7 protein-coding genes are annotated in these 19794 nt (G+C 63.7%); all 7 read right to left on the reverse strand.

The window, feature by feature from the left end:
• Positions 1–5: 5 nt before the first annotated feature.
• Complete coding sequence (locus J3P92_RS14050; RefSeq protein WP_434647676.1) at positions 6–728, reverse strand: energy transducer TonB family protein; 723 nt, start codon at positions 726–728, stop codon at positions 6–8.
• A gap of 3 nt (positions 729–731) precedes the next feature.
• Positions 732–1157, reverse strand: coding sequence for an ExbD/TolR family protein (locus J3P92_RS14055; RefSeq protein ID WP_434559115.1), 426 nt, complete (start codon positions 1155–1157; stop codon positions 732–734).
• A gap of 10 nt (positions 1158–1167) precedes the next feature.
• Positions 1168–3000: a DUF2341 domain-containing protein gene (locus J3P92_RS14060; RefSeq protein ID WP_434559117.1), complete on the reverse strand. Its 1833-nt coding sequence runs from the start codon at positions 2998–3000 to the stop codon at positions 1168–1170.
• 31 nt (positions 3001–3031) lie between these two features.
• Positions 3032–4621: a ShlB/FhaC/HecB family hemolysin secretion/activation protein gene (locus tag J3P92_RS14065; RefSeq protein WP_434605990.1), complete on the reverse strand. Its 1590-nt coding sequence runs from the start codon at positions 4619–4621 to the stop codon at positions 3032–3034.
• Positions 4622–4767: 146 nt separating this feature from the next.
• Positions 4768–5367: a transposase gene (locus tag J3P92_RS14070; RefSeq protein WP_420763758.1), complete on the reverse strand. Its 600-nt coding sequence runs from the start codon at positions 5365–5367 to the stop codon at positions 4768–4770.
• Positions 5368–5620: 253 nt separating this feature from the next.
• Positions 5621–18133 (reverse strand): filamentous haemagglutinin family protein, encoded by a 12513-nt coding sequence (locus tag J3P92_RS14075; RefSeq protein ID WP_434647679.1) that lies wholly within the window; start codon positions 18131–18133, stop codon positions 5621–5623.
• A gap of 203 nt (positions 18134–18336) precedes the next feature.
• Positions 18337–19569, reverse strand: coding sequence for a substrate-binding domain-containing protein (locus J3P92_RS14080; RefSeq protein ID WP_420763755.1), 1233 nt, complete (start codon positions 19567–19569; stop codon positions 18337–18339).
• Positions 19570–19794: the final 225 nt, after the last annotated feature.

Below are 19794 nucleotides of genomic sequence, written 5' to 3' on the forward strand. Positions count from 1 at the left end.
CCGGCTCAGCCCGGTCGGCGTCCTTGTAGGCGGATACGCACCGGCACCTGCAACGAGGCGGGTGGACGTTCCAGATGGGGTGAAGCGCGCAAGGTCGCCAGAACCTTGGCGTCGAGTTCGGCATCGCCACTGCTGCGTCCCAGCTCCACGCGCGTCACGCGACCGGCCTGGTCCAGCCAGACGTCGGCCTCCAGGCGGAACGCCAGGTTGCGCAGCTCGGGCGACTCGCGCAGCAAGCGTTGGAAGCTGTAGGCGAGGAACTGGCTGTAGGTGCCGTTGCCGAGGCGTCCGCCACCGGCGCCAGCCATCCCGCCGCCCTTGCCCGCGCCGATATTGAAAGCGTCGGAGCCAGCCTGGGCGTCGCTGTCCATTTGCATCGGGTCAGCCAGGTCCTCGGCGGGTGAAGGCGGTGCTTCTTCCTCCGGCTTGACTTCCTCTGGTTCGGGCGTGGGTTCGGGCTCGACGATTTTTTCTTCCACCGGCTTTTCCGGCTCCGGCGGTTTTTCCGGGGGCGGAGGCGGAGGTGGCGGCAACGGAATGATCGCGGGAATTTTCGGCGCCTCGCGACGGATGCCGCTCATGTCGTTGGCCCATGACCACAGCAGCCAGGCCAGGCCCGCCCCCACCAGCAAACCTACAGTCCACTGCAATACGCGGCGCACCCTGCCGGTGCCGTCCCGCTGTCGTTCCAGGTGTTCGTTTTGCGGCTGTTCAGGAAAAGACGTCATGACTCAGCCCTGGCTCGGTTTGCCGGTGACCAGGCCCACCTGGGACAACTCCAGGCGGCGCAACAGGTCCAGCACTTCAACGACTTTCTGGTACTGCACGGCCGAGTCACCGCGCACGATGATCGGAAAATCCGGGCTCTGGGCTTTCTCGATGCGCAAGCGATCTTCCAGTTCGTTAAGGGTGACCGGGTAAGCATCGAGGAACACCTGGCCGCCATCATTGATGGAAATCGCCTTGGTCTTGGGCTGCGAAAGCGAAATGGTCGAGCTGGCCTTCGGCAGGTTGATCTGGATCCCGGAGACCTGGGCGGTGGCGGTGAGAATAAACATCACCAGCACCACCATGAGCACATCCACTAGTGGCGTGATGTTGATGGTATCGACGGCGGCATCTTCGTCGTCGTCCGAGGCGCTATTGAGGTTGGCCATGGTCGCTCCCTTACACCGTCAACGACGGGCTGGCGACGTGGTTGCCCCGTCGATGCGCCGCTTCACTGGACTGGCTTTCGCCGTGGACTTCGGCCAGGCGGGTGATGAACTCGTCGACGAATACCCGCATGTCGGCACTGACTTCCTTGTTGCGCGTGGTCAGGCGGTTGTAGCCAAATAGCGCCGGAATCGCGACGAACAACCCCATGGCGGTGGCCAGCAACGCAGCCGCCATGCCGGGGGCGATTGCGTTGATGTTCACATCACCGGCCATGGCGGTGCCGAGGAACACCACCATGATCCCCAGCACCGTCCCCAGCAGGCCGATGTAAGGGCCGCCGGCGATGGCGTTGGACAACGTCGACAACTTGGAACTGAGCTGTTGGTTTTCCCGGGTCCGTACACCGTCCATGGAACAGCGGATGGCTTCGATGGTGGCGGCGGAGATCGACGAGGTGTCGGCGCCCTGGTCGCGGCGCGTGCGGATCTCGGCGACCGCCACCCCATACAGGCGCCACAGCGACGAATCGCCCAGGCGCTGCGCCAGGTCGCGGTCATCTGCAAGCAGTTCCAGCCGTGTCCCGACCTTGGCGAAATGACTTCGGAAGACTTCGTTGGCATGGCTGACTCGGCTGACATTGCGGCTCTTGCGCACCATGATCACCCACGACTGCAGCATCATCAGCACCAGGACGGCGATGATCACCCAGGCGTCCAGCGGCACCGCATTGAGCAGGAAACCCAGGCTGCCGAAACCAAATCCAGACTGTTCTTCGTCCACCCCATAGGCCACCAGGCGCGACTCGGCGCCCTGGGCGGTGGCATCGGCCAGGATCTGCTCAGGCGAACGGGCGACGCGGGACAAGCGCAGTTCATCGAGGGCGCCGGTGAAGGCTTGATACGTAGCGGCCGGAGCCACCACGCCGGCATCGACGGCGGCCGGTGAGTCGGCGCCGATGGCAATCGCACCCTGCAAGGCCGGCAACGGTTGCGCCAGGCTCGCCGCCGGCTTTCCATTCACATACAAACGCAACCCGCTGGCGTCAGCCGTCAACGCCAAGTGTTGCCATTGTCCCAGTGCCACGGCCTGGTTGGCCACGGCGCGCTGGCCGTTCACTTCCACAAAGGGCACGCCTTGGTTCACGCCCACCAGCAGCGCATTGCCGGCATCACGACGGGCCAGCAGCAGTTGCTCGCCTGCGCCCTGCTCCATTCGCAACCAGGTGCTGAAGGTCAACGCACCACCCGCGCTCACGCCCAGGGATGGACTGGCCGGCAGCAACAGCGGCTGACCGTTGAGCTGTGCCGAGCGCCCGATGACACCGTCAATGATGTTTGCCGGGGCGTTCTGCGCGTGGTTGGCAAAGGCGCTGGCATCACGCGGTGGTGCGCCAACGGCACCATCGAAGTGATAGACCAGGCTGTAATCGGCATCGAACGCCAACTGGGGATTGCTGGTGGCCGGTGCTTTCGGGTTACCGTAGTACATCCAGATGTCCGAGCGCTTGCCCCCCTCCACCATGGGCACGTCCACCCAGATCAAGGCCATGCCCATCAGCGGATCGAAGCTCTCAATCTGGTGGTTGAGCACGGTGTGGTCGTCGGCGGCGACAAAGCGAATGTCCGAGCCGTTTTCGTTGACACCGTCAAAGGTGAAATTGCCGGTGTGCAAACGCACCAGCAGCGAGGTGCGCCCCACCGCCTGGCTGATCGCCGCGCCCTGGGGCGTGGTGTCGATGCTGATCTGTTTGCGGTAGTGCCAATCGTCCTGCCACCAAGCGCTGGCCGTTGCCGGCAGCACGAGGCCCAGGCAAGCGAGAAGAATGAAAATCAAGCGATGCATAACGGAGTGCTCCAAGGTCTGTGCCTACCGGTCAAAAGGTCGCCTGCACATTGAAGTGCACGCGTGAATCGTGTTTGCGGGTGTTCGGGCCGTCCTTGAGCGGCAGGCCCCAGTCGAGGCTGCCCGACAGCCATTCGCGCAACGTGGCGCGGGTGCCGAAGCCGATACTCGCCAGGCTGTAGTCGGCCTCCTGGTCGGGCAGCGCGTCTTGCAGGGCCAACTGCGCGCCTTCGGCAAAGATGTATAAACGCCAGTTGTCGACGTAGCTGCCGATGCCTTTGCCCAGGTGCTTGCTCAACGACGGTGTGCGCAGTTCCTGGGAAAACAGCACGCCATCATCGCCAGTGCGTTCCGCAGCGAGATAACCGCGCACACTGGTGGCGCCACCGGCGGAAAACTGTTCGTTGGAGACCAGCGGCCCGGAGGCCAATTGGAAGCTCAGCTTGCTTGCCGCTTGCCAGTCCCCGGAAAAATTCCGGGTGAAGGTGCTGTCGCCCTTGAACACGGCGAAGCTGGGATTGGCCTCGTAGCGCTTGGCCCGAAATTCATCGGCGTCGCTGCCATAACCGAAGAAGCTGCGGGTGCCGGCAACGATGCTCAGGCCCAGGCCGAACTGTGAGGTTTCGGTGTAGCGAAAGCCGTTGTAGGCAAGGGTGATGGGCGCGTACTTGATCGGCACTTCATCGCTCGAACCGCCGAACTGCAGGGCTTCATCGAAATCCTTGAAATCCACGCCCACCGACAGCGAGTTCGCCCAGACGCCTTGCGCAGGCACGTTGTAGATCAACGACACGCCGTAGGAATGGCCCTTGCCCAGCACATTGCTGCCGCCGATGGTTGCGACGTTGCTGTCGGATTGATAGCCAGCGAACTGCAGGTTCCAGCGCTCACTCAAGGGAGCGTTATAGGAACCCGACCAGACCTGCGCGTTGTCCCGGTCCTCGGGGGCGGTGAAATAGGTCAGCGAAGCCGTATGGCCGCGTTGCCAGAGGTTGTTGTGGCCGAGCGTGACCACCGAACGCAGCTTTTCGGTGTCGGCGCTGTAGTCGTTGTTCAAGCCGACGCTCGCCTGCCAGGGATTTTTATCCTCGACTTGCAGGTCGACATCCATCGTTCCCGGGCGCTGCCCTTCGCGCACGACCGGCACCACTTGGCGTCCGGGGTTACGGTTGGCAACCGCCAGCTGGGTTTGCACCGCCGCGAAATCGGCCACCTTGCCTTCTGTCAGCGCCGGTACTTCTTCGCGCACATTGACGGGAGAGTAGTGCTCGGTGCCGACCACGCGTACCCGGCCGATCCTGGTTTCGCTGACCTGCAGGTACACCACGCCGCCTTCGACCTGCTGCTCCGGCAGTTCGACGAACACCGACTGGTAACCCTTGGCCTGGTAGCGCTGTTGCAGGGCATCGCGTGCGCCTTCGATATCGGTGAGCTTGCGTTGCGGCCCCAGGAACGCATACACCGCCTCTTCGATTTCCCGGGCATCGAGCACGGTGTTGCCGCGCACCACGTACTCATTCACGTCCACCAGGCGCGCAGGCGTTCCGGCCTCGGCCGCTGTATCGGCTTCCTCGGCCCACAGCGTTGGCGCCTCCGCGACGAGCATCAGCGCGAGCGCCATGGGCAGGTATGGCCTGCACCGGCCGATGTTGAAGTCCCAATGATCCACACATCCCCCTCGATTCAATTGCGCCACGCGCGCAGCGCCTGCTACAAAGCCGCGCGCCGCATGACGCGCCGCTTTGCATCGTGTTGTTGCCTGACGGTTTATTTGCGTTTGGAATGGCCTGCGTGCCTGGAAAGCCAGGTGTGCAACAAGGCGAAGTTCAGCGAAAACTCCGGCATGTGCATCAGGTCGCCGCAGAACACTTCACTGACGATGCGCTCGAGCAATTTCGCCGCGTGCGGGCTGTCCAGCAGCTCGCCGATATCGCGCACAAAGACCGAGAACGCCCAGACCCGCTGGTTCAGCTCAAGGCCCACAAACCAGCGGAACAACAGGTTGTAATTGAGCTGCTCGTACAACTGTTTTTCACTGGGCAGCGAGTACAGCAGTTGCAAAAGCAACGCGAGCATCAAGGCCGGTACCGGCACCTGGATGTGGTGTTCCCGGGCCCATTGCTGCAAGGGCTCGGACGCGGCCTCCAGCAGCTCCTCGATTTGCGGGCGCAACATCACCAGGGAATGACCTGGCGGCACGTAGCTGGACAGTTCCTTCAAGGCACTCTGCCAATCGTCCTGGGACACAATCCACACCCAAGGCGCGCCGTAGCGGTACACCGAGACCGGTTTTTTGCGCGCGGCTTCAACAATTTTCGACAGGCGCTGGTCCAGCTCCTGCATGCCCACTTTCGAGTAACTTTCCATAGACCCCAATGCCCCTGTCACACCTGGCATCCAGCGCGAAATAGCGCCAGAAAAAAGTTGTCCGGCTTCCCTGCATAAGGCCTTTTCGTCCACGGCGTTCCTGCGCCGTTGCCGTTTCACACAACCTTGACCCCGGCCACCTGCCACTACCGAACTTTTGTCATCGAATCTTCATGAACGGTTACCGACAGCGACCGAGCGCCCACAAAAAAGGGCGACAGTTGCCTGTCGCCCGGGGTTTTTTTGATGTTTCTTAGAGCGTCAGGTTGCGCTGTTCCTCCGGGGTCAACTGATTACGCGCCTGGTCGTCCAACCGTCCGGCGCCCAATACCCGCACGCTGTTGTTCGGTTCAGGGTCCGGTGCCCGGCTGGCGCCTTCCTGGGACGGCGCCAGACGTTCGTTGCCGAAGCCCAGGACCTGCACGCTGAACACCGATGGCATACGGTTGCGCGACGCGGCTTGTTGCTCGCGCGCGACGCCTTCCGCGGCATCGCTCGCGGACGCTGCGGCGGAGCTGGCGTTGGTCAGTGCGCCAGTGTTGACCACCGCGCTGACCGGCACGCCGTTGGACTTGCCTTGCACCTGGATGTTGGCGGCGTTCACTACATGCAACGCGGCAATGTTGATGTTACCCGAGACCCGGATGCCCGCCTCTCCCGCGTCGATGGTGCCGAGCGGCGCGAGCAGGTCGATGTCGCCCGGCGCGACCTCGGCGATGGGGTTGAGGGTGGCAATGCCGGCGCCAGTGCTCGGCACCGACGGCGACAGGGTGACGTTGCCCCAGTCGTCGTAGACGCGCTTGGGCGGCGTGTACACCAGGGTGGTTTTCGAGCCGCGACCGGCGTTGATATCCCCGGTCGCCGACCAGGCGAGAATGTCGCCGCCGAAGGTGGTCATGATCCGGCTTTGTCCCAGCAACACGCTGCCGTTGCTGAACAACTGGATGTCACCGGTGCCTTGGGTGATGACCCCGGCACTGGACGGCGGGGCCTCGCCTTCGATACCAAACACCTGCTGCCCGCCGGGCGTCAGCAGCTGGATATCGCCGCCGAAGTTGGTGTGCACCCCGGCGCCGCCGAACATCGTGATGTCGCCCTGGTAAGCCAAGGCATTGCCGGCCACGTCGTGGGTGGGGAACAACGCGGCGATGGCGTTGCGACCGCGCAGGTAGCTGCCGGAACGCGGGCTGCTGGCATCGTTGTACTCGCGGCCACCGGCACGTAGTTCGGCGAAATACACCTGGCGGGCAAACACCCGCTGTTGTTCGGACGGCAATGCCGCGAAGTAGGCCTGTGCCTGCTCGGTATCGCCGTCGAAGCCGTACCGCAATGCCAGCCACGCCGCCAGCTCGACCTCATAAGTCTTCGCCACCTTGCCCGGCTGTTGGGCCAGGCCGGCACCGGCGTCCGCCAGGTTGGCCGGGTCCAGGTATTGCCGCACGAAGCCCAGGTAATCCGGCCCGGCGGCGCCTACACCGGCTTGCATCACGATGCTTGCGCCGGGGCGATTGTCACCGGCTTTCACCGGACCGAGGCTGGTCACGGCGGCCTGGTCTTCCATCAGGATATTGCGCCCGGCGCTGATTTCCAGCGTACCGGGGCCGGCAACGTTGAAGGTGCTGTAGAGGATGTCGCGGCCGGCGGAGACAATGGAGATGTCCGTGGGGTCATCGTGGACGAACAGGTTGCCGGTGCTGGTGGGCCGGGTTTCGAACTGCGTCAGTAAAGTGCCCGCGATGTCACCACTGTTGACGATATCCCGCCCCGCCATGATCCATGCGGGGCTGGCGGCCTCGTACCACGTCTCGCCAGCTCTTGGGCCGGAACTGAAGGCAATCATTTCGCCCGTGCGCAAACCCACGATATCGCCCTTGACCGCATAAAAGCGCACTGGCTGATCGCCCCCTCGGTAATCTCCGTCTGCACCGGTACCGCCAAACGCGAACAAGCCCATTCCGATACTGCTGGGTAGCGAGAGGTTCACACTCGCCCCTTCCAGATCGCCATACAGCCGGCCCGACTCGTCCCTGTAATAGAACGCAGGATTGTCTGGGGTCGTCAGGCTGCTTTCCGGAGCACGGGTGGGTGATATTGCGTAGCCTCCCGCATAAATCGAATCCCCAGCGAGAAACTCCAGCTGCGCCTGGTTTCCAGGCGCCAGGATCAAGGAATAGGGGGTCACAAAGCCCCCTACCCCACGTGATGAGGGCCCGTAATACAGGCTGCCTGAGGGCGCGGCTACCCGCAAAATCGACGGATAGACGAAACGCCCGTCGGTCGGTGAATAGTCCATACCGCCACGAGGCGTGGCGATATTGACGCCAGTTGAAAGCTCTGCGCCTTGGGTCGAAGGCGTAAGGTTCCCTCCAGCGGCAAACAGATCGATAGACGTATGGTCAGTCCACAGGCTGAACCAGGAATATCCGGGGCCTCTGGTCCCGCCGCCCAGGTCCACCGACTGGGCGGCTCGTGTCGGCGCACGGCCCGGGTCCACTGCGGCGCCAAGCACGAGATCGCCACGGGCATCCAGACTGGCGGTGGCATCGCCGGGTACCAGCAACAGTCCACCGGTCGCGCTGGCCATCGTTGCATCGTATGGGTTGTAGGCACGGATCTCTCGGGGGTCCTGCGAAACCTTGTCCGGACCGTTGATCAATTCCATGCCGCCGAACGAACCGGCACTGGCCCTCAGCGAACCCCGCAAGTTCGTCAGGCTGCCATTCATGTCATGGCGCGAATCAACCGGCTGGCCGGCTAAGTCGAGAAACGCCCTAGCCTCCAGTGAAGGGTTGAGCGCGCCGCCGATTGCCAGCGACAGGTCACCGCCACCCGTGAACTTCAATTGACCGTCCACCATGCGCCCGGTCGAGCCGACCGCCAGGACTATCCCCTGACTGCGACTGGCGCCCTGCTCGCCTCGCTCCCCACGGGGCGCCAACATGCCCGCATCTCCCGCGACTCGCACATCCACGTTGCCGCCGCCCAAGGTACCGATACCGGTGAAACCGTTCAGTACCGGATCGGTGCCATGGGGCACATAGGTGCCGAAATTGATCCACCAGGCCGTAGGCGTACCGTCACCATCGCCTTGGCGCCACAACCAATTCCCAACCCCCGAGCTCTCCATCTGCGGTGCATCTTCGGTCACGAGAGTACTTTGTTTTCTGCCGACTATGTCACCGGCCAAATCGCCGCCCACCGACAGCAGCAGGTTACCGCCATGGTCTGGATACCATGCGCGATATCGGCTGTCTGCGCCGCCATCCACCAAGCGTTCATAAGGGCTGTCACCGTTCCCCAGGATCGAGTCAGTCGGCAGGCCGGCGTTATTCAGCGAGACGCCTCGCGCAAGGTTGTACGCCGCCGAGTCGGCCAGGCTCAAGGACGACGTGCCCGCGGTATAAATGCCAAACAGCGATTGCATGCCGAAATCACCTGCGCTGACCAGGTCCAGATCGCCGGTACCGGTACGAAGCACACTGAAGCTGCTGGTGCCCACCACGTAGGTGTAAACGCTCCCACCGACGCATAACCCCGGCGCCTGGGCACAGAATTCGTCCTCCGACATACCGTACAGGTCCGCCAACTCCGCCACGGGCCGACCGGCATAGGTCAGGTCACCGAAATAGTCGAGCGAGGCTTGCTCGGTCAACGTCCGCCCCGCAGCGACACAGAGCCCTGCCCCCTGCCCGCAGAACTCGTCGACGCTTATGCCGTAGAGGTCAGCCAACTCGGCGACAGGCCGCCCGGAGTAGCTCAAGTCACCGTAATAGTCGAGCGAGGCTTGATCGGTCAACACCAAGCCACCCGCCTTAGCCAGCATTCCATAGTGAGTGTCGGCCACCGTGAAGCGTCCATGCTCGGCATAAGGATTGGCCAGGCGGGTATCAGCGGCCTGCAAATCGGCGCCCGCCACGGCACGCAACGACCAGGACTGCGAGCCCTCGGCCAACATCGGGGCTATCGCCCAGTTACGGCCCTTGCCATCGCCGCCGCGCAGATTGATCTTGTCCACGCCCGCGGCCAGCTTCACGTCGGTGCCTGCGGGTATCAGCGCGCCCAAGGGCAACAGCAACGCGCCCGCCTGAACCACGGTGCTTGGGCTATGAACTGTCACCGAACTTGCCGGACGGCTGGGCAAAGCCACGCCTTTTGGCCAGACCAAACCGGTCAAGGCGGTATCGCCGATCAACACTGAACCACTCCCGAGGATCATCCCTTGCGCCACGGTCAGGTCGGCGGTCAGGCGCGTACCGGCGGCATACGCCATACGGCCGTCGCTGTAACGGATATTGGCCGCCAATACCGTGCCGGCAGGCAGTGAAATCGCCTCGGCCAACTCGCCGTCCACGGGCAGGCGGGTTCCCGCGGCCAGGGTAATGGCTTGCAGTGGCAGGTCGTAGTTGAGGATGACGCCGGACAGGAACGTCGTGCCGTCCTGCAATTCAATGCCCGCTCGCGGCACGATCAAATCACCGTTGAACATCACCTTGCCGGGCGTCAGCACCCAGCCATCGTCATCCGGGGTTTCCGGCGGCGGCGCGAAACCATCGTTGATGCTGCCAAGCACGGTCAGGTCGCCCCCGGCACGCAGCACCAGGCTGCCGACTTCGCCGGAGCCGTATACGCCCGTCTTTGGTGTAAGCGGGTTGAGGCTGGCGTAGCGGTAACCGGAGAGGTCCAGGTCGCCCTGCACCACCAGGTCACCGTCGGCGGTGGCACTGACGATTTCGACGCCGGGGCGCAGGTGGAAAGCGTTGCGATAGGCGGCATTGTTGAGGCCCGCCAGCTTGCCATCGCGTAAGGCATTGTTGTTCAAGGCATTGTCGATAAAGTCGCGGTTGTCGTCATGGATACCGTTGAGGTAGTCCTGATTGATGACTTGGTACGGCCGGCCACTGGCCGCCGGGTCGGTGCCGTCGGCGGCATCGTCGTAGCGTTGCACGCCATTGAGCGCGATCAGCTTGGCGCCCTGGATGTTCAGGTTGCCGCTGGCATCGATGGCGATGTCGCCGGCCGTGGCCCCGCCCAGGCGTGGCGCATTCAGCTCCAGGGTGCCACGGGCCTTGCCGTCGTGGCCGACCGTGGTGGCGGTGCCATGGCGCAAATCGATGCGCGCGCCACCGGCCAGCGTCAGCAGGCCATCTCCGGAACTGAGCTCAACCATGGCGCGGTTCGGCGAATCGATGATCTGGCCGTAACTGTCCACCCGCAGCACGCGGCCGTGGGCGTCGAGCACCGCGTTGCCGCCCACGGTCAAGCCTTGCTTGCCGGCCAGGCGAATGGACCCCACGCGCTCGCCACTGGCGTCCACGGTGCCGTTGACCGTCAGCTTGCCGCCGTCCACCGACACGCTGATCACGCCGGCCTTGAGCCCATCGCCGATCACCAGGTCACCCTGCTTGAGCTGGAAGCTGCGGCCGCCGAAGACCTGGCCCTGGTTCAGGCGTTGGTTGAGGGCGGCGAAGTCATCGCTCAGGCTACCATCGCCCAGGCGCTGGGCACGGATGTCCAAGCTCCCGGCCTTGTAGGGCACGGCGGTGCCGCCCGCATCGTAGTAGCCGCTGCTGCTGCCCAGCACGCTGCCCGCCAGGTCGACCTTGCCAGCGGCCGCCGCCAATGCGGTGGCCTTGAGGGTCCCGGCCTGGTTGTTCACGGCGGAGAGATCGATCACCGAGCCGGCGGCCTGGCGGATATTGCCGTTGCGGCTTTCGAGGATCAGGTCACCACCCCAGCTGTACTTGCTGACATCGTTGAAGGTGATTTTGCGTCCGGCCAGGTCGAGGCGCGCGGCATCGGTGAGGGTCAATTCATCCTCGGCGCTGAGGGTCAGCTTGCCGCTGGGCAGTACCACGTTGCCTTCGACCCGCACGTTCTTGCCGTTCAACGCCAGCTCGGCGCCCAAGCTATCGGCGCTGGCCACCGGCAAGCGACTGCCCGACGGAGCGCTGACACGGATATTGCCGCCTGCGGTGATCCGGTTGACCGACCCGGCCTCGCCGGTCATCAACGGCGTGAGGATGTTCAGGTTGCCGCCGCTGTACTGGAAGCCCTTGCCTGTGATGTATTCACCCTGACGCTGGTAAACCAGCAGGCCACCCTTATGGTTGGCGGTGATGCGTTCGCTGGCGTTGAGATTGACGTTGGCAAATCCCAGTGCAAGCCGGTCATAGGCCTTGGCCGCCTTGGACTCGGTGGCTGGGGCATAACCAAACTCGATGCGTTGGGCATCGATCTGCAGGTTGCCCGTGCCGGTGCCCGCGCCGCCGGCCACGATGCTGCCAGCCTCGTTTTGCACCCCATTCCAGATCAGGTTACCGGTGCGAATCAGCGCCGTTTCATTGGCATTGCCTTTGCCATAGATCGCTGGAGTGCCAAGCACCAATTCCTTGAGCCGCGACTTGCCGGTCACCGCGTCAAAGGTATCGAGGCTGGCGTTGCCATAGAAATTCAGTGAATCGCGCGCGCCCAGCACCAGGGTTTCGAGCGCCGGCGCGCCAGCGCTGGTATCGCCCTGCAACAGGCGGTCGAGCACCTGCTGGTTGAGTGTCAGCCCGCTGGGCAACAGATTGCGTGACGCCAGGTCGGCCAGGGTCTCGGCGCTGCCAACGTTGATGCCGCCAACCGCCAGGGTCAGGTTACGGGTACCGAAGCGTACGGCATCCGTCAGCTCGAAGCGATTGTCCGTGGCCGAAGCGATGGTGCCTTCGGAGTACAAACGGGTTGTACCGCTGCAAACACCATCGCATACACCGATGCGGATAATGCCAGGTGCGCTGTCCGGCGTCATCGGGTTGGGCGCCGCAGGCGCCAGCATGTTCACGTAGCCATTGGAGACGGCGAGCACGCTGTTGCGGCCGGGGTTGTAGAGATAGCCATCACGCGAGTCACGGGCCACGGCGCCCATGCCCAGCGTATTGATCGACGCGCCCTGCTCCACGGTGATGCCGCCATTCGGGCTGGACGTCACCAGGAACACTTCAGGTGCCCGCAAGGTCGCGCCGCTGCGCAAGGTGATATTTTGGGTCCTGGCGACGGAGCCATTACCATCTCCGAACTCAAGGAAGTTACCGCCCTGGCCATAGCGGGCCAAGGCATAACCGCCGATGAACAGGCTGCTGGCGCCGATGGCATTCACCGCATCGTCGGTCAGGGTTACACCGTTCAATCCGGCGTTGGCTACCTGTCCAGCCTTGATGATTTCCAGGTCCCCGGCCCTGACCAACGTGAGTGAGGTGGTGCTGCCGCGACCCTCTTTGGCTGCTTTGCTCAGCAGTTTGCCGGCAAAACTGAAGCTCGGTTGGTCACTCTGGTTGCGCTCGAACGTGACGTTGAACGCCTTGGCATCCCGGGGCAGCAGGACGGCGGGCACGCCCAGGCGCGCCGCGTCCGCCAGGGCGAACTGACTGAAGCTGGTCTCGTTGTACTGCGAATAGCGGCGCAGCGTATCGGCCGCGGTGACGATCACCTGGCTCGCCAGACTGTCGCGTACGCCGGTGCCGGCAATGCCGAGGGTACCGGCCGTTGCCCAGGAGCCGTTACGCATGGCCTGGGTCGGCACCACCCCGCCCTGCCCGGCCAGGCCGTTGACCTCGATGCGAAACGCACCCGGCAGCAGCGCGTAGGTCGAGGGCAGCAAGGTATAGGTGCCGGCCGGCAAGCCGGGGACGCCGGCACCGAGGGTAATCTGTTGGCCGGCCAAGGGGGCGACGGCGCCGGCTTCACCGCCCACGGGCGCATAGCCGGTCTGTACGCCAGGAACGATGGCGTAGACCGGGTTGCTGCTCAGTGCCGGTAACAGGAAACCGTCCGAACCGAACTGCACCAAGGGGTTGAAGCGCGCGTCAGTGGAGCCGCCACGCCCCGAGATGAACCCGGCGCCGGTCAATTCACCCCCACCGGACACGTCCACCACGGCTCCCGCCGCGACGTCGATGGTCTCGCCCACCAGATCTATCTTTCCCGGCACGCCATTGAGGGCGGGCCGCAGCAGGCTCTTGTCGAGCGTCACGCCATCGAACACGTAGGACTTGCCATCCGCTGTTCCGCCATAGGGCATGACGAGCCCCGCGCCGCTGACGGAGGTCAGGCTGCCTGACAGCAGGTTCACGTCACTGCCAGGTCGCCCCTCCGTTTCCAGCGCCGTCTGGCCGATGATCAGGTTGCCCAATGGCGCTCGCAGAATGCCGCCCTGGTTGATGACATCCGCTTCAAGCCGCAACTCGCCGAACGCGGAATAAGGCACCGAGGGAATCGCCGAGCCGTTGCGGCCTATGTCCATGCGCTTGGCGGTCAGCGTCCCTTGCACGCCGGTGCCGGGATAGATCTGCGCGGCGGTGAGGCCCAGGACGCCGGGCGTTCGAAGTAACATTTTATGATCGGCCTGGCTGCTCGCCATCCGAATGTCACCCTGGCTGTTCAATTGCAAATCCGCAAAACCACGACGATCGACGTTTCGAACTTCGCCCTGGGCCATCGTCAGCGTTCCGCTGCCACCGATCCTCACCGCGTCGCGAACCTCAAGCAACCCGGTCGCTGACACCAACAACTGCCCTGCGGCAGGTCGTGCCGAAGGCGCCAGCCCTATGCCGGTGCTGCTGTTGTCAGCCCCGGCGGTCGTATTATCTTGCGCGCCGGCCAAGCGCACATAGTTACCGCGCAGTTTGACCACCGAGTCCGCCGCCGCTGTCTCCGCCATGCCGTACGCACCCGCGTAGAGCTGAAGCGCATTGGCCATCGTCAGGTTGACATTGCCATCGAAGGTCAGCAGACCGGTACTGAAAAGGGACAACGTATCAAAGCCGCCGGCCTCGACCTGATCCACCGCAAGCCGTGCATAGCCGTGCTCCAGCAGGGAGGCGCCCTGCTCTGGCGCGCTCCCGGCCGTGATACCCGTCGCGGAATGGTGCTGCTCGATAATCAGTTCGCGAGTCTTGCGCTGGTTGTCCGGCAAATCCGAGCTGTTCAAATAAACCGTCGCCCCGAGCCCGACCGACAAGCTCCCGCCCGCCGCTCCGGCACCGCCGGCGGCAGCCTTGAACTGACCGTCCAGGTAAAGCCCACTGGTCGAGCCAAAACTGATGTCGCCGCCGTGGCTGGCAACCACTCGGCGTTGCCCCGCGTCATCCAGCACCGCCTGGGCACCCGAAGCATCGAGCAACGCGCCTTCGCGCACCACGATGAATTTTCCGATACCGCCGCCGTCGCCCGTCGCATGGTCGATTTCACCACCGATGACGATACTTCCGCCGTTACGCACGAACCCGTATTGGGTCCCCCTGGTACCCGTGGCGGTGGCGGCGCGAGCGGCTACGTCCAGGACCGCGTTCTCGCCGATCCAGATCGACTTGAAGTTGTCACCGGGCGGTATGACCGCCGCTTGCGGCCCAGGCGCGGAGCCGACAGTGATCGAGCCGCCCCAGGCATTCAAGGTGCCGTCCACGGTGATTTGGCCAATGCCCGTCAAGCGGATCGCTTGTCCGGGGTCGACATTCAACACCGCCGACTTGCCCACCAGCAGGTCAGCCGTGGCGACATTCGCCGCGCCGGTTTGCTGGCTGCCGGCTTGCAAGGACAGGCTGGCACCCTGGCGCTGGGTCAGCACGCCCTTGCTGGCGTCTTCGAGGTACAGCGGCGGCGTCCAGGTTTCCAGCGCGCTGCCCGATGCACCACCGGTGGCGACCCCAGGCGCGCCAGCACCTTGGCGATAAACCGGCATGGTGACATCGACCCGGGTGCCCTCGGCAACCTCAAGGCCGTCGTTGCCGATGATGTCGTAGGCGGAAAAGCCTTTTTTGAAGAAGTCGCCATGGAGCAGCAAGGTACCTTCCGCCGCCGACGTCGCGGTGTCACTGATCAGCACTTTACCGGCCTGCATTTGAAGGGTGCCGCCGCCCTTTACACCCTGGCCCCGCAATTCGCCGCCCAGGCTCAATTCGCCCGTGAGAGTGCTCAAGGTGACATCGCCGCCCTTGCCGCCCTGGAACTTGCCTGAGTTGAGCAGTGCCGCTCCGGAAGAAACGTCCAGCACGCTGCCGGCACCCAGCACGATGGCGCCGCCGGCTTTCAGGGCGATGCTGCCGCCGTTCTGGTAAGGCAAGGCGCTGATATCGCCAGGGTCCAGTTGTAGATTGCTCCACAGCCCGCTGGCATCCAGACGCACCCGGTCAGCCACCCTGACCGAGGACGCGCCGGCAACTGGCATCGTGCCGTCGACCTGGACGAAATCCCTGCCTACCTGAATGGCACCAGCGTGGGCAGTAAGATTGGCATTCACGGCCACCTTCGGGCCAAACAGGCTGATGGAACCGGCCGGAGCCACCTGCAACGCACCGTTGACTGTGATGCCTTCGCTCGCAGCGACCTTGACGGCACCGAGCTTGAAGCCGTTGAGCTGGTTGCTGTCCAGGTACAACGTGCCCTGGCGATCCGTCGGCAAGGCACCGTCCAGACCGACGCTACCGGCAACGCCCGCCGCGTCTTGGCCGAAGATCACGTTCTTCAAGGTATTGGCCGTGGCGCCAAGGGCATATTCCACAGTGCCGCTTTCCTTCACGTAGAACGGCACGTACGAGCCGACCACCAACTGCCCGCCACGGGCCACCGCTTTCTGCGATTGCTGGTAGCCATCCAGGCCGGCCTGGGCGGCGCGGGTCTGACGGTCACCCTGGAAGGTATCGCTGGCGAGCGTGCCTTCGAGCACCGCGTTTTTAGTCCCGATCACCAGGGTGCCGGCGTCGCGGCCGACCGTGTAGCCGGTCTCCTGGCGCGAACGTGGAGCAATCAAGGGATTGTAGTAATACTTCGTTTGTCCCCAGCGCTGGGTGTGGTCTTCGTATCCCTTGTAGATCCCGGTGTAGAGCATGTCCCCAGGCGCACTGTTGAGTTCATACAAGCGGCCATCGGCGCCCTTGAGCCAGGTCTGCTTGACGGTGCCGCTCTGCACATCCAGCGTGCCGCCGGACAGATTGACCTGCGAGCCGGCCTGGGTCACCACATCATTACCGGTAAAACTCACGGTGCCGCCCTGGGCCATCCATTCGGCGGCGCTGTGGCCCTGAGTACCGAGGTAGCCGCTGACTTCCAGCAGACCACCGGCGGTGTACCAGCGATCAGTGGCGTAGCCGTTGGTGCCGGCGGGTACGAATACCAACTCTCGGGCATCCACCCAAACATCATTGTTGTTCAACGCACCTTCATCCCGGTTGCCGGCGGCATCGCGCTGCTCGTTTCCCTGGATGTTGACCTTGATGCTGTTGGCTTCCATCGCCACCTTGACGCCGGTGGCGCCGGAGACGTCGATCACCGCACCGTCGCGCACCAGGCTGCGGGTGCCGGCGTTCACCGCCACCTGACCGCCCGTGGCGAGGGTGATCGATCCCTTCTGGAAATCGACGCTGCCGGCGCTGTCGATCTGCACCAGGGACAGGTCGCGGCGATAGGTGTCCGCTGGAATGACTTTGCCGTCCTGGCTGACGATCGGTTTCAAGGCACTGTCGCGTTGGCTGTCCAGGGCCTTCGCGCTGGCATCCACTAGAATCGCCGTGGTGCTGCCCTCGCCCAGGGCCACGCTGGCATCGCTGCCTCGCGCCGTGAGGTGCAGCGTGCCACGGGTGTCCGCCGAAGTGCTGGCCACGGCTACGCCGTTCTGCCGCACTTGATTGCCGGTCAGCGTCACATCACCGCTGGCCGCCATCAATAATCCTGTGTTGCTCACCCGGCCGGCGCCCGTGCCGCCATCCTGGTGGGCGATGACTTCATTGCCGCGCGTGGTCGACGTCGAGTTACCATCGCTGGCGAAGCCCTTCTTGATGGTGAAGCTGCCGCCCGCCGCCAGCACGGTCTGTCCACGCGGGGTACTGATGGTGCCTGCGTTGTCGACGTTTTTGCCCAGCAACAACACATAGCCGCCACCGGCGGTCGATTTGCTCGGGGCGGCCGTGGAAATCTGCGCGCCCTTCTCCACTCGGATCCCGCCCTGGGCGTTGGTAAAGCTCGCCGCGTTGGCGTTGTAGAGGCCACCGGTCTTGAACTGTTCGTCGCTGAAATCCGTGGCGGCCGCCACCAGGTTACGCACGTTGACCTGGCTGCTGCCGCTGAACACCACGCCGTTGCTGTTGAGAATCATCACCGTGCCGTCGGCCTTGATCTGGCCGTGGATCTGGCTCGGCGCGGTGCTGTTGTTGACCTTGTTCAACGCCGCCCAACTGGCGTCCTGTTGAAACGCCAGGGTGGTGTCACGGCCGATATTGAACGTGTCCCAGTTGAGGATGGCCTTGTCGGCGGTCTGCTTGACGGTCACCACGACCTTGCCATTGGCATCGGTCTGTACCGGGCCATTGGCGTTGACGAACAGCGGCTTGCCGTCCGGACCAATCACCGCGTTCAGGCCATTGCCACCCAAACCGTTATGGATGGTTTGCGGTGCGCCAAAGGTAGCCGCACGTCCTGCCGCCTGGGCAGCTTGGCTGGCCGCAATGGCCGCCACCGTGCTGTTCATGTTCGCCAGCGAACGGCCCAACTGCTGCTGCACCCGTTGCTGCTGCGCCAGCGGTGGAGGCGTTCCAGGGCGAGGCGCGCTGGGGCTGGCCGGGCCCGCCGCCGGAGCCGCGCCCTTGGCCGCGAACCAGGCCGAACTGAAACTGGTCGCTGCGTAGGCGGGGTTGGCTAGCAACAGCAAGGCGATGGCTTGGGCCAAGGGCTTGAGGCACGGCACAGCGGCGGAATCAGCATTACGGCGAGTGGCTTTCTGGGGGCGGCAACGCATCACTACGGATCCTTTTTACGCAGGGCGAATTCGATAGCGACCTCTGGGACGAGGCGCACAAATGACTAATTCCAAGGCAGGTTGAAGCCGTCGCGACCGAACTTTTGTCACGCAATGTTCATCTGCCGGGCGGTTGCCTGAAACGAAAAACCGGCAACAGCGCGAAGCTGTTGCCGGTTCATGGAGCGAACCCTGATCAGGGCTTATTGCGGACGACCAATGCCGTTGCAGGCGGTGGCGTTACCCACCGACAGCGAGTTGCTGGCGGTCCAGAAGGTGCTGCGAATGGCAGTTTTCCAGGTGTCGGTGATCGGGATCAGCTTGGCGGCGATGATTTCATCGTCGTTGTTGTTGGCATCGGACAGGGTGTAGTGGCGACCGATGAAGTCACGTACAGCCGCGGTATCGGTGCTGTCTTTGTAGCACTGGTTGAACACCAGGAAGGTGTAGCCAACGATGCTGTAGCCCGTCGCCGGGTTAGGCAGGACCTTGGCCCAGTTTTCCGGCAGGCCACGATCAGCAGCGGCTGGCGGAGCGATGGTGCTCAGGGCGGTCGTCACGTTGCCGACGGTGGGCAGGTTGCCGTTGACGCGAGCGACCACGGCGTTGCTGCTGGCGTTGACGTCTTCCGGACCGACGTAGCCGATGGCGCCTTCGGTGGAAAGCACGGTGCTGGCCATCGCGGTGCTGCCGGTCACGGCAGTGGAGTTCGCCGGAACGGTGCCGACAGCCGTGGTGAAGGTGCCGTTGGTGGTGAACTTGGTCGGGCACTGGCTGTTCAGGTGACGGGTGAAGATCTCACTGGTGCCGCTGCTGCCAGCACGGTAGTAGACCTTGATTGGGGTGCTGGGGTAGGTGCTGTTGACCTGGTTCCAGGTGGTGACAGTGCCAGAGAAAATGTCGCACAGCTGGGCGCTGGTCAGGTTCAGGTTGTTGACGGCGGTGCCGTTGGCCAACGTGAGTTTGTATGGAACGGTGACCGAAGTGGCTTCGGCAGGGATCTGAATGATCGGACCCCAGTTGGCGGCGTTGCCGGTCGGCACGGCTGGCGACTGGTGAGCGGCGCGATAGGTGGTCAGTTCAGCGCTGGACAGGATCGAATCGCTGCCGGCGTAGTCAACGGTCACGGCCGGAACGTAGACCTTTTCCAGGGCAGTTGCCGAGTTGCCGTCGAGGTTCCAGACCAGCACGTCCGAGTTGTTGGTCAGGAAAGCAGTCTTGCCGCCGCCGCTGCCCACACCCACGTAGTTGGCGAAGGCCGGTTGTGGCGCAGGGCCGTTGAGGATGCCGACGGGAGCAGCGACGCCACCGGTTGGAGGCACGCCGTACAGGTTCTGCGGCAGAGTGGCACCGCCACCGACGACAGCGGCCATGGCCTGGGCGGAGCAAAGGCCGGCGACGGCCATGGAAACAGCAAGAACGTTGCGCTTGAACATGAAGAATCTCCTTTCATCGTGTCTGGACGTTGGTAGTTCGCTTGTGCTTCTCATCGCGACCGCTGCCCCGAGCAGGTTTCCAGCGCTCTTTTAAAGGGGTGGCCACGGCGTAGAAGCTCTCAACTTCCGGTGACAGAGAAAGGAAAAAATCTCGGGTGTTCGGTGTTGTTTTTCCTGAATATTCTCGGGAGTTACCGACACCTTACTGACATTTCGCCCAGCTTT

Source organism: Pseudomonas sp. D3-27, assembly GCF_051132165.1.
In the GTDB taxonomy this organism is placed as follows: Bacteria; Pseudomonadota; Gammaproteobacteria; order Pseudomonadales; family Pseudomonadaceae; genus Aquipseudomonas.